Genomic DNA, 12,633 nt, shown 5'->3' with positions numbered 1-12,633 from the left:
GGAGGATCTTTCCCGCTTTTTTGATGTCTGGGGTCTTAGTCTGACCGGCCGGTGATAGATTTACGGCCGTGCACACCGCGAAGCCGTCCGTGTCGATAGTCATCCCGGCGTACAACGAAGAAAGCGTCATCCGCCAGTGCCTCGTCGCGGCCATCTATCAGTCAATGCCGGCACACGAGATTCTGGTCGTGAACAATCGCTCTACTGACCGCACTGCCGACATTGTCCGTCAGATGCAGCTCGAATACCCTGAGAGCCCGATCCGCCTGCTGGAGCAAGATGACAAGCAAGGTCTCATACCTACCCGAAACTATGGGCTGAACCACTCAACAGGAGACGTACTAGGCCGAATTGATGCCGACTCCGTCCTGGAACCCGACTGGGTCGAAACCGTTCAGGCAGGGTTCAGCGATCCAACCGTAGCCGCCGCGACCGGACCGGTTGTCTACTATGACATGCCGATGCGGCGGTGGGGGCTGAAAGCGGATGACAAAATGCGTCAACTCGTGCTGAAGCTCGCACGTAACCAGTACCACTTTCTCTTCGGCTCCAACATGGCGCTTCGCAGGACGGCATGGGAACAGATCCGTGAGTACACCTGTCTTGATGAAAAGGACGAGATGCATGAGGACATAGACCTCTCTCTTCACCTTGCAGAACAGGATCTGATCATCCGGTACATCCCCGGCATGGTGAGCGGGATGTCAGCCCGGCGCCTCGAGAATTCGCCCAAGGACTACCGCTATTACGTCACAAGGTTCGACCGCACCTACCGAGCGCATCAGATTGACAAGAAAGTTCTGAAAATTCCGATGCTGATCTTCATGTCGATCTACTACCCAGCGAAGGTGTTGCGTGCCGTGCACACCGCGCGTGCAGCCCGAAACACAGCGGCGAACCGTTAGCCACCGTTAACAGACAAGAGCCCCAGTCTTTCGACTGGAGCCCTTATCTTTCGGTGGAGGCACGGGGACTCGAACCCCGAACCCCCTGCTTGCAAAGCAGGTGCGCTACCAATTGCGCCATGCCCCCGTAAAACGGAACCTGATCAGTATACCCCGACCAGGCGGTGAAGTTTTACTCGACTGGATCAGTCGCGCTGCTCCACACTTCTTTTTCCTTCTCGGACTCCTGCCACCGTTTGTAGGCGAAAACTCCTGCAACAGCAGCTGCCGCTACCAGCAACTTCTTCACAGTGCTCCTCCTTGCAGTTGCCTGCCGGTTTCACGATCCGTGGGCGTACCAGGACTTGAACCTGGGACCTCTTCGTTATCAGCGAAGCGCTCTAACCGCCTGAGCTATACGCCCCCGTACCTCATCGGGCCGAAATACGACTTTACAGTAGGGCCTCAGCGATCCACAAATTGAGGCCCGCATCGATTTCGGCAGATCAGTCGTCCGTCAGCGTCACGCCGATTCCGCCGACAAGGGTCGATGAAATGTTGTAAAGAACCGCCGAAAGCATGGCCAGGGCGGTCAGAAGCACTACATTCACGACGGCGATGATGGTGGCGAACGAGACAACCTGACCCAGAGATGCGAACTGGCGCAGATCAAAGCCGGCTCCCTCTGATCCAGCGATCTCTCCAAGGAGCTGGTTCACCCGATCAAAGATCCCAGTGAGGTCTAGCACAGTCCAAATGACGATCGCCGCAACCACCGTAACAATGCCCAGCGCCACGGAAAGCAGGAATGACATTTTGAGGACGGACCACGGATCGATCTTGCTGACCAGCAGACGCGCTTTGCGAGCCTTGGCCTTCGGTGCGGGTTTGACCAGCCCAGGACGGTTTCCCGCCGGCCTTGCGCCTGATGAAGCCGGACGCTGGGTGGGCCGCGCGGGCGGGTTGACCCGAGGTCCGCCGCCCGACGACCGCACAGCGCTGCCCGCAGTCGTGCGCGGATTTGAGTTGGCAGAACTCACTCGGAACCTCCAATATCGCTTGACTCAGCCTCCGGCTCAGCCGTTTCTTCTGACGACAACGGTACTTCATCAGGAGCAACCGGCGCAGATTCAGTGTCATCCACACCCATTACCGGAACTTCCTCATCCACCGTGAGTCCACGTTCCGTGTTGCGGGCAACAGCGATGATCCGGTCCGACTTGTCCGGCTTCGCGAAAATCACGCCCATGGTGTCACGGCCCTTCGCCGGAACGCCGGCCACCGATGACCGCACCACCTTGCCGCCGCCCATAACAACGAGGACTTCGTCTTCTTCCTGCACGATGAGGGCCCCAACCAGATCGCCGCGCACGTCAGCAAGCTTTGCTACCTTGATGCCCAGGCCACCACGGCCCTGCACCCGATACTCATCGACCTTGGTCCGCTTCGCGAAGCCGCCCTCGGTCACGATGAACACGTAGGAGTCATCACTCACGACGTTGGCCGCCAGTAGCTCATCCTCTTCCCGGAACTTCATGCCGGTCACTCCCGAGGTAGCCCTGCCCATCGGGCGTAACGCCTCATCGGTGGCACTGAAGCGAAGTGACTGCCCTTTCCGGGAGACCAGCATCATGTCGTCGGTTTCGGACACAAGCTGAGCTGACACCAGTTCATCACCGTCACGCAGGTTGATGGCGATAACACCCGCGGACCGGTTGGTGTCATAGTCCTCGAGGCGCGTCTTCTTGACCAGGCCGCGTTTGGTTGCCAGCACCAGGTAAGGGGATTGCTGGTAATCGCGCAGATCAAGTACCTGCGCAATGGTTTCGTCAGGCTGAAATGCCAACAGGTTCGCTACATGCTGACCTTTGGCGTCGCGTGCCGCTTCCACAAGCTCGTACGCCTTCGCGCGGTAAACGCGCCCAAGGTTGGTGAAAAACAGCAGCCAATGGTGCGTCGTGGTGACGAAGAAGTGTTCGACGACGTCGTCGCCGCGCAACTGCGCCCCACGGATACCCTTACCGCCCCGAGCCTGCTGGCGGTAGTTATCACTACGAGTCCGCTTGACGTAACCACCGCGGGTGATGGTGACCACCATCTCCTCTTCAGGGATGAGGTCTTCCATGCTCATATCGCCGTCGTACCCCATGAGAATCTCGGTGCGGCGGTCATCACCATGCTTGTCGACGATCTCCTGCAACTCCGTAGAGACGATTTCTCGTTGCTGTACCTCGGAGGCAAGGATTTTTTTGTACTCGGTGATTTCGGATTCGAGCTTGGCATGCTGATCCTGGATCTTCTGTCTCTCCAGGGCGGCGAGCCGCCGCAGCTGCATGTCCAGAATCGCCTGAGCCTGGATCTCGTCAATGTCCAGCAGACCCATCAGCCCATTGCGTGCGTCCTCTACGGTCGAAGATCTCCGGATAAGGGCGATCACGTCATCGAGGGCGTCGAGTGCCTTGAGCAGTCCCCGCAGAATATGTGCGGCTTCTTCCGCTTTCCGCAGGCGGTACCTGGTTCTGCGGACAATGACTTCGAGCTGATGCGTCACCCAGTGCCGAATGAAGGCATCCAGGCTGAGGGTGCGGGGGACCTCATCCACGATCGCCAGCATGTTGGCGCTGAAATTGTCCTGGAGCTGCGTGTGCTTGTAGAGGTTGTTGAGCACTACTTTGGCCACGGCATCACGCTTCAGGACAATGACCAGGCGCTGGCCCGTGCGGCCCGAGGTCTCATCCCGGAGGTCGGCGATCCCCGAAACCTTCCCGTCCTTGACGAGATCGGCAATCTTGATCGCCAGGTTGTCCGGATTGGCCTGGTAGGGCAACTCGGTTACGACCAGGCAGGTACGACCCTGAATTTCCTCCACGTTGACCACGGCGCGCATGGTGATTGAACCGCGGCCTGTCCGGTAGGCGTCTTCAATACCCCTGTGGCCAAGAATCTGCGCTCCGGTAGGGAAATCCGGTCCCTTGATGCGCTGGATGAGCGCCTCAAGCAGTTCTTCCTTGCTGGCAGTCGGGTTCTGCAGATACCACTGCACACCGTCCGCCACCTCACGCAGGTTGTGCGGCGGGATGTTGGTTGCCATGCCGACGGCAATACCGGAGGATCCATTGACCAGCAGGTTCGGGAAGCGCGCCGGCAGGATGGTGGGTTCCTGGTTTTTTCCGTCATAGTTGTCCTGGAAGTCGACAGTCTCTTCGTCGATGTCGCGGACCATCTCCATGGCCAGCGGTGCCATCTTGGTCTCGGTATACCGGGGGGCTGCCGCGCCGTCGTTACCCGGCGATCCGAAGTTCCCCTGACCAAGGGCCAACGGGTACCGCATGGTCCAGTCCTGGATCAGCCGGACGAGTGCATCATAGATAGCGCTGTCGCCGTGCGGGTGGTACTGGCCCATGACCTCACCGACAACGCGCGCACACTTGTTGAACGAGCGGTCGGGGCGGTAGCCGCCGTCGAACATTGCATAAAGAACGCGACGGTGAACGGGTTTCAGACCGTCACGCACGTCAGGCAGCGCGCGACCGACAATGACCGCCATTGCGTAGTCCAAGTAGGACCGCTGCATCTCGGTCTGCAGGTCTACCTGCTCGACACGGTCCGTCAGCACTGCACCTTCAATGGGCGTACCGCTCGGAACCTCAGGCGTTACTTCGTCACTCATCTAGTTCGTTCCATTCGTGAATGCGTGTCAGGACCCGGGCCAGCAGATAGCTGCGTGCCCGGCCGGGGCTACTCAATGACGCTCAGATGTCGAGGAACCGTACGTCTTTCGCGTTCTGCTGGATGAAGTTGCGGCGAGACTCGACATCCTCACCCATCAGTACAGAGAAAATCTGGTCGGCTGCAGCGGCATCATCCATAGTGACCTGCAGCAAGGTGCGGTTGTCAGGATCCATCGTGGTGTCCCAGAGCTCGGTGTAGTCCATCTCGCCGAGGCCCTTGTAACGTTGGATCCCGTTTTCCTTGGGGAGACGCTGGTTATTGGCAAGGCCCATCTTGATGGTTTCATCCCGCTCGCGGTCGCTGTATACGTAGGAGTGCGCAGCGTTGGACCATTTGATGCGGTACAGGGGCGGCTGCGCCAGGTACACATACCCATTCTCGATGAGCGGCCGCATGTAGCGGAAAAGCAGCGTCAGCAACAGCGTGGTGATGTGCTGACCATCGACGTCGGCATCTGCCATCAGGACGATCTTGTGATAGCGGGCCTTCTCGACGTCGAAATCCTCACCGATGCCGGCTCCGAAGGCGGTGATCATCGCCTGGACTTCGGTGTTGCTCAGCGCACGGTCAAGCCGGGCACGCTCAACGTTCAGGATCTTTCCGCGCAACGGGAGGATTGCCTGCGTTTCCGGATTGCGACCGCGAACGGCCGAGCCACCTGCGGAATCTCCCTCGACAATGTAGATCTCAGACTTCGATGGGTCCTTCGACTGGCAGTCCTTGAGCTTGCCCGGCATCCCGCCGGATTCCAGCAGGCCCTTCCGCCGGGTGGACTCCCTTGCCTTGCGCGCAGCCAGCCGCGCCTGGGCTGCCTGAATGGACTTGCGGATGACATCGCGGGCAGGCCCGGGATTACGTTCGAGCCAGTCACCCAACTGGTCCGTGACCACGCGCTGCACAAATCCCTTGGCTTCCGAGTTGCCCAGCTTGGTCTTGGTCTGCCCTTCGAACTGTGGTTCGGACAGCTTGACCGAGATGACGGCGGTAAGCCCTTCACGGATGTCGTCACCCGTGAGGTTGTCATCCTTTTCCTTGATGATGTTCTTCTCACGCGCATAACGGTTGATCAACGATGTCATAGCTGCGCGGAAACCCTCTTCGTGGGTTCCACCCTCGTGGGTGTTGATCGTATTCGCGTAGGTGTGAACGCTTTCGGAATACGCCGTTGTCCACTGCATTGCCACTTCGACGGCGATGGAGCGGTCCGAATCCTCAGTCTCGAACGCAATGACGTCCTCGTGGATGATGTCAACGCGTTTCGATGAGTTCAGGTGCTTGACGTAGTCCAGCAAGCCGTTCTCATAGAGGTACTCGACATGGCGGTGCTTGTTCTCTTCGGACTGTTCTGCCTCGGCGTGGGCGGCGTCCGTAATTTCCTCGGTCTCCACCTCAGGCACGCGCTCATCCACAAGGCTGATCCGCAGGCCTTTGTTCAGGAAGGCCATCTGCTGGAAACGCGCCCGCAACGTCTCGAAATCGAACTCAACCGACTCGAAGATTGAGGCATCCGGATAGAAAGTCTGCGTGGTACCGGTCTCGGTGGTCTCCGGACCCTTTTCGAGCTTTCCGACAGGTTTTCCACCATCCTCGAAGGACTGCCTCCAGACGTGGCCCTGACGCTTAATTTCCGTGTTGACACGGGAGGAAAGCGCATTCACAACCGAAATACCCACTCCATGGAGGCCACCGGATACGGCATATCCTCCACCGCCGAACTTCCCGCCTGCGTGCAGGATAGTCATGACTACTTCAACGGTGGGTTTGCCCTCGGTCGGGTGCATATCAACCGGAATACCGCGGCCATTGTCGATGACGCGGACGCCGCCGTCAGCAAGCAGCGCCACCTTGATGTGGTCGCAGTATCCCGCGAGTGCCTCATCCACAGAGTTATCCACAACCTCATAGACAAGGTGGTGCAGGCCGCGGGGACCAGTGGACCCGATATACATACCGGGCCGCTTTCGAACCGCTTCCAGCCCCTCAAGGACTGTGATGTCGCTTGCGCCGTAACCTTTGGGTGCGCCGGCGCCGGTTTCCGGCAGTCCGGCAGATTCCACTTCGTTGTCGTTAGCCACTGACGCTGTCGACTCCTCGTTGTCCTAATGTTGCCCAGTCTCAGAATGAAGGCATCCCAAAAGGAATGCCTGCACCTGTCATTCTACCGTGCAGTGGCCGACAACGGAGCCTCAATTGCCCCCTAACGGCGAATAAACAGCTATTTAAGCTCTCAGCGGGGGGTCTTGTGGGGGCGTATACGTCCGCTGGGGTCCGCTCGGCGCTGCACGCCGCTCATCAGCGGATCCGCAGATAACCGGTCAGCAGGTCACCCGTAGGTGTCCCTGGGACCTCTGCCGGGAACCGATCGGCCCCCTTTTCGCCAGGACGGAGCCGACGGCCCGACAATTTTCATGGCCGTCACAACACCTGTGCCCAGCTCGTGTTCGAAGCGGCGTAAAAGGTCAGGGCTGATCAGTCTGAGCTGCGTTGCCCAGGCGGTGGAGTCGCAGCGCACGAGAACCGTTGTTTCGTGGAAGCTTTCGGGAGTACAGTGGCTGGCGATTTCCTGCCCGACCAGTTCCGGCCACCGCGCCATGACCGACCCCACGGCTACCGGCGAATTCCAGCCTCGCTCACTAAGGAGCCGCCCGAATACGGCCCCGACTCCCTGCGGATCCCTGCCGGTGTAGGACTCCTGACCTCTAGGATGATGAGCACCATTCCCAGTACGACGACGGCGGGCGGCCGGCGCGCGAAGATCACCACGCGCTGCAGACGCGTCACGGAGTCGGTTCAACAACAGCCGCGGTGCATCCTGGGCAGGTGTTTCCCCGGCATCATCCGCAAGGGGTGTGCCGGCGTCGTCATTGGGTTGTGCCTTCATAACACCCGGCGCTGTACGATTATCTTCAGGCCGGTACTTCACTGAAGCCCCCCGGTACTACCTCGAACTGGCGGCCTGCCAACGCAGCAGGTACATCCGCTCCAACCGCAGCGGTCACCAGTACCTGTTCAGCTCCGACCACCACAGAGGCCAACCGCTCTCGGCGATCAGTATCCAGTTCAGCAAACACATCGTCGAGAATCAGGACTGGCGTGGATCCCGGGGTCTGATCATCATCGGTCAGGAGGTAGTACGAACCGAGGCGGAGCGCAAGCGCCATCGACCAGGTTTCGCCGTGCGAGGCATACCCCTTGACCAGGGCACGACCGAGCATGAGCTCCACCTCGTCGCGGTGCGGCCCCACCAATGAGATACCACGCTCGGTTTCGCGGCGCCGCTGCTCCCTGATTGTCGTCAAAAACCGCTCAGTGATGTGTTCAATGGAGAGCGTGCCGAGGTCTTCGGCCGAAGAAGGTGCCTGGCCGTCGTCGTCATCGGAAACCGGACCGACCAGGGACGAACGGTAAGCGGCTGTTGCAACTTTCGAGCCGTCGGTCAGCTCGCGATAGGCCTTTTGGATATGCGGCAGAAGTCTGGTCAGAACGGCGAGTCGGGCATGGAGGAGTTGTGAACCAACCGCCGCAAGGTGCTGGTCCCACACTTCCAAAGTGGCCTCATGCGCATCGGTCAGCCTGCGCCCCCGCAATGATTTGAGTAATGCGTTGCGCTGCTTCAAGACCCGTTCGTAGTCCGCTCGTGTGCCGGCATGATGCGGTACCAGCTGCACCATCAGTTCGTCCAGGAACCGGCGGCGGTTGGACGGATCTCCCTTGACGAGAGCGAGGTCTTCCGGTGCAAAGAGAACCGTACGCAGGATACCTGCGGCGTCCCGTGCCCGAACCGGGTTGGCCCGGTTGATACGGGCGCGATTGGCCCGCTCGCCGTTGATCTCCAGCTCCACACTCGTGGCTTGTGCTCCGCGTACCAGGCGCCCACGGACCAACGCCCGCTCAGCGTCGAAGGCTATCAATGGTTTGTCGGAGCTCACCCGGTGGGACGAGAGGGACCCGAGGAAACCGATGGCTTCGACGATATTGGTCTTCCCGACGCCGTTTTGCCCGACGAACACCGTCACTCCTGGTTCCAGGGCGACCTCAAGCTGGGAATAACTACGGAAATCGGTCAGTGAGAGATGCTGGACGTACACCGTTGCTCAATCATTTTTCACTTGCGGGGAGGGCGTACGGCATGGCCGCCGAACTGGTTGCGCAGGGCCGCAACCATCTTCAGCGAGGGTGCATCCTCCTGCCGCGAGCTGAATCGGGCAAAGAGCGCAGCAGTGATGGCTGGTGCGGCCACTTCATTGGCAATAGCCTGCTCAACCGTCCACCGCCCTTCGCCTGAGTCCTCAACGTAAGCGCCAACCTGGGTGAGTTTCGGGTCTTCCTCGAGCGCCTTCACCAACAGGTCCAGTAGCCAGGACCGCACGACTGTACCCTTTTGCCATGCGCGGAACGTCCCGTGTACATCCTTGATGATGTCTTTTGCCTCGAGCAGTTCGTAGCCCTCGGCGTAAGCCTGCATCAGACCGTACTCAATCCCGTTATGCACCATTTTTGCGTAGTGTCCCGCACCGGTGTCTCCCACATGGACGAAGCTTTCTTCGCGGTCACCTTCCGGACGCAAGGCATCGAAGACCGGCATCACCCGTTCAACGTCCTCGGCAGCTCCGCCGACCATCAGCCCATATCCGTTCTCAAGGCCCCATACACCGCCGGAGACCCCACAATCAACAAAGGCAATGCCTTTGAGTGACAACTGCTCGCTGTGTTCCTGATCGGTACTGAACTTGGTATTGCCGCCATCAATCACGAGATCGCCCTCGGAGAGCTTCTCTCCCAACTCGGCAATCACCTGATCGGTAATCTTTCCAGCCGGGACCATGACCCAGACCACCCGTGGAGTGGGGATCGTAGCAATCAGTTCATCAAGACTTGCGACGTCGGATACATCCGGATTGCGGTCGTAACCGGAGACCTCAATGCCCTTGGAACGCAACCGTTCCCGCATGTTATGTCCCATTTTTCCGAGTCCGATTAGGCCGATGTGCAAAGTATCCTCCATGGGTTTCGGTGGGATGGACGGTCTCGCTGCTACTGGTTTGGCAACCTCACCGGCATCAACAAGTACCTGTAATCTTCCCGGTCAGCGCCGGTTGCCTCTTCCTGCGCCGAGATAACAGCGGGTTTGGGCGGGGTGGTGAAGGAGAACCGCACGAAGCGGCTGCTGAAGGCACCAAGACCTTCACTCAGGTAATGGGGGTTGAAGGCAACGGTAATGTCCTCGCCGTCCAGGGTAGCTTCGATGGCTTCGGATGCCTGGGCATCCTCACCCGTACCGGCGTCAAGTACCACCTGGCCCGCACTGAAAGCGAGGCGCACAGGCGTATTCCGCTCGGCCACCAAGGACACACGACGGACTGCTTCGACCAGCAAACTCGTCTCCACCGTTGCATGGATGGGTGTGCTGTCCGGGAATAGGGACCGGATTTTGGGGTAATCGCCGTCAACCAGCAAAGAGGTGGTTCGCCGGCCGCCACTTTCGAAGCCGATGAGTTCACTGTTGTCAGACAGCGCGATGTTGAGATCTCCGGATCCGCCCAGGGTCTTTGCCACTTCGCTCAGCGTCTTGGCTTTGACCAGGGCGCTGGTGGAGATTCCAGGATTCGTCGGTTTCCAGGAGAGTTCACGCAACGCCAGGCGATAACGGTCGGTGGCGAGGAAGGTGATCAGGTCTTCCTCGATTTCCATCCGTACACCGGTGAGGATGGGCAGTGTGTCATCCCTGCTGGCAGCGATGATGACCTGAGAAACGGCTTCGGCGAAAGCATCGCCGTCGACGACGCCGCTGACCTCCGGCAGCGCTGGAAGTTCGGGATACTCCGCTTCCGGCATCGTCGCCAGGTTGAAGCGGCTGTTACGGCAGGTCAGTGTGACCTTGGATCCGTCAGTCTCTACCTCAACCGGTGCGGACGGAAGGCTGCGGCAAATGTCAGCGAGTAACCGGCCGGACACGAGAATGGTGCCTTCTTCGGCTACATCAGCGGCAATTTCCAAACGAGCTGAGATTTCGTAGTCAAAGCTGGCCAAGCTGAGACTGCCTGCACCCGCCTTGATCAACAGTCCCGACAGCACCGGTACGGGAGGACGCGGTGACAAGGAACGCGCCGTCCATGTGACGGCCTCAGCCAGGACATCGCGCTCGACTCGGAATTTCACTGAAGGGTGCCGCCTTTCGCGAGGTACATGGGGGAAGCCACTCGGCCTCGACCTGTCCGACGATTCTTTGCGGGCGAAGGAGGAGGCGTGAGCAAGCGTCAACTCTACTGAGTCACAGCTTAGCGCGACACAGCGGACAGTCTTGCCGGATGGCCTGGAGGGGAAATGTTATTTGGAACAGATCGATGGATTAAGGATCAGTAGTGTTAATAACTCCTGTGGATACTGTGGATAACCTTCCCAGTACTGGCATTTCCGCGGATTCTCCCTGTGTACAGCATGTGAGCTGAAGACGGAGAAGTACCAGGTGTGCTGTGCATGAGATAGCCGTAATTCAGCGGTCCACAGGCTTCCCTGGCGTTGTCCTCATTAACGTCCACGGGAATCCGGTAGTTATCCACAATTGTTTCCACAGATGTTAATTCACGCGCGGCTGAGGTATGTACCAGAGGTCCTATGAATCTTTCCGGTGGTGCTTTATCCGGTTGGTCAGTTCGGTCACCTGGTTGTAGATGGCCCGGCGTTCCGCCATGAGCTCGCGAATTTTGCGGTCAGCGTGGATGACAGTGGTGTGATCCCGTCCTCCCAGCTCTTGGCCTATTTTCGGTAGTGACATATCGGTCAGCTCACGGCACAGGTACATCGCAATCTGCCGTGCCGTGACCAGCGTGCGCGTTCGCGACTTGCTGCACAGGTCATCAAGAGTGATGTTGAAGTACTCAGCTGTCTGCGCCATGATCAGCGACGATGTAATTTCCTGGGCGCCGTCGTCACTGATCAAGTCCTTGAGCACGATCTCGGCCAGGTTCTTGTCCACCGCCTGGCGGTTCAGGCTGGCGAAGGCTGTTACGCGGATCAGCGCACCCTCGAGTTCACGGATGTTCGTGGAGATCTTCGACGCGATGTACTCAAGCACCTCATCGGGTGCGCTCATTCCTTCGCTGATTGCCTTCTTACGAAGGATGGCGATCCGGGTTTCCAGTTCCGGCGGCTGGATGTCAGTAAGGAGCCCCCACTCGAAGCGCGAACGCATCCGCTCCTCGAAGCCGGACAGCTGCTTGGGCGGAAGATCAGAGGTGATGACCACCTGCTTGCTGTGGTTGTGCAGGGCGTTGAAGGTGTGAAAGAACTCCTCCTGTGTACGGTCTTTGCCGGAGAGGAACTGAATGTCATCGATGAGCAGGATGTCGACGTTCCGATACGTCTGCTTGAAGCTTGTGCCTTCATCATCGCGAATTGAGTTGATGAAGTCGTTCGTGAATTCCTCGGAGTTTACGTAGCGAACCCGGATCCCTGTGTAGAGGTGGCGGGCGTAGTGGCCGATGGCGTGTAGCAGGTGAGTTTTACCCAGCCCGGAATCGCCGTAGATAAAGAGCGGATTGTACGCCTTGGCCGGCGCCTCGGCGACCGCCACTGCGGCCGCATGCGCAAACCGGTTCGATGAACCAATGACGAAGGTGTCGAAGATGTATTTAGGATTCAGTCGCCCGAACTCATGGGAGTTGCTCGGTGGAGTGGGCGATGGCGTCTGGTCCCGCGGCGCACTTTCCTCCGGAATCTCTTCCGGTTCTTCTTCAATGATCGGAGTGAGTTCCGGATCAATGACGAACGCGCACTGGATATCCTCTCGGAAAACGTCTTTTAGTGCGTCATTGAGCTGGCTCTTCAGCTGACTCTGCAAAACTTCGCGGGTCAGTTCATTCGGAACGGCCACCAGCAGGGTTGTCCCGATGAGTCCCTGTGCCTGCGCCAGCACCACGAACCCACGTTGACGTGGAGATATCCGCTCGTCCTGTTCCAGGGTTCGGATGACCTTGCGCCAGGAGCTTCCTACATCATTGATCTCGTCTGTACTCAC

The 12,633-nt window shown here is 59.0% G+C and carries 10 protein-coding genes and 2 tRNA genes; 1 reads left to right on the top strand and 11 read right to left on the bottom strand.

All coding sequences use genetic code 11. The annotated features are described in order from the left end of the window. Positions 1-89 precede the first annotated feature (89 nt). On the top strand, positions 90-905 hold the full coding sequence (locus tag ACZ2GY_RS00060; protein WP_471672620.1) for a glycosyltransferase family 2 protein: 816 nt from the start codon (positions 90-92) through the stop codon (positions 903-905). Between the two features lie 54 nt (positions 906-959). Here ACZ2GY_RS00060 and ACZ2GY_RS00055 read toward each other — a convergent pair. The 11 genes from ACZ2GY_RS00055 to dnaA form a co-directional block, all read right to left on the bottom strand. Further along, a tRNA-Ala gene (locus tag ACZ2GY_RS00055) sits at positions 960-1,032 on the bottom strand. Between the two features lie 45 nt (positions 1,033-1,077). Next, complete coding sequence (locus ACZ2GY_RS00050) at positions 1,078-1,194, bottom strand: DLW-39 family protein (protein ID WP_235563158.1); 117 nt, start codon at positions 1,192-1,194, stop codon at positions 1,078-1,080. A gap of 40 nt (positions 1,195-1,234) precedes the next feature. Next, positions 1,235-1,308, bottom strand: a tRNA-Ile gene (locus ACZ2GY_RS00045). An 82-nt stretch (positions 1,309-1,390) separates the two neighbouring features. Continuing rightward, positions 1,391-1,924, bottom strand: a complete 534-nt coding sequence (locus ACZ2GY_RS00040; RefSeq protein WP_056545612.1) for a DUF3566 domain-containing protein — start codon at positions 1,922-1,924, stop codon at positions 1,391-1,393. Continuing rightward, on the bottom strand, positions 1,921-4,554 hold the full coding sequence (gyrA, locus tag ACZ2GY_RS00035; RefSeq protein WP_471672619.1) for a DNA gyrase subunit A: 2,634 nt from the start codon (positions 4,552-4,554) through the stop codon (positions 1,921-1,923). The genes ACZ2GY_RS00040 and gyrA overlap by 4 nt, the downstream gene beginning before the upstream one ends. A gap of 82 nt (positions 4,555-4,636) precedes the next feature. Further along, positions 4,637-6,691, bottom strand: a complete 2,055-nt coding sequence (gene gyrB, locus ACZ2GY_RS00030; RefSeq protein WP_404800710.1) for a DNA topoisomerase (ATP-hydrolyzing) subunit B — start codon at positions 6,689-6,691, stop codon at positions 4,637-4,639. A 248-nt stretch (positions 6,692-6,939) separates the two neighbouring features. After that, on the bottom strand, positions 6,940-7,497 hold the full coding sequence (locus ACZ2GY_RS00025; protein ID WP_277358073.1) for a DciA family protein: 558 nt from the start codon (positions 7,495-7,497) through the stop codon (positions 6,940-6,942). A gap of 25 nt (positions 7,498-7,522) precedes the next feature. Beyond that, entirely contained in the window at positions 7,523-8,704 is a 1,182-nt protein-coding gene (gene recF, locus ACZ2GY_RS00020) for a DNA replication/repair protein RecF (protein ID WP_471672618.1), read from the bottom strand. Positions 8,705-8,721: 17 nt separating this feature from the next. After that, positions 8,722-9,609, bottom strand: a complete 888-nt coding sequence (gene gnd, locus ACZ2GY_RS00015; protein WP_056545603.1) for a phosphogluconate dehydrogenase (NAD(+)-dependent, decarboxylating) — start codon at positions 9,607-9,609, stop codon at positions 8,722-8,724. 41 nt (positions 9,610-9,650) lie between these two features. Next, on the bottom strand, positions 9,651-10,775 hold the full coding sequence (dnaN, locus tag ACZ2GY_RS00010) for a DNA polymerase III subunit beta (RefSeq protein ID WP_277358071.1): 1,125 nt from the start codon (positions 10,773-10,775) through the stop codon (positions 9,651-9,653). Positions 10,776-11,229: 454 nt separating this feature from the next. Then, positions 11,230-12,633 (bottom strand): chromosomal replication initiator protein DnaA, encoded by a 1,404-nt coding sequence (gene dnaA / locus ACZ2GY_RS00005; protein ID WP_277358070.1) that lies wholly within the window; start codon positions 12,631-12,633, stop codon positions 11,230-11,232.

It is taken from the genome of Arthrobacter sp. KKT183 (assembly GCF_055657625.1).
This window is presented reverse-complemented; position numbering and strand designations above follow the sequence as displayed.

Coding starts and splice junctions, on each gene's coding strand:
- gyrA (WP_471672619.1), bottom strand. CDS start 4,554: ATGAGTGACGAAGTAACGCCTGAGGTTCCGAGCGGTACGCCCATTGAA.
- ACZ2GY_RS00025 (WP_277358073.1), bottom strand. CDS start 7,497: ATGAAGGCACAACCCAATGACGACGCCGGCACACCCCTTGCGGATGAT.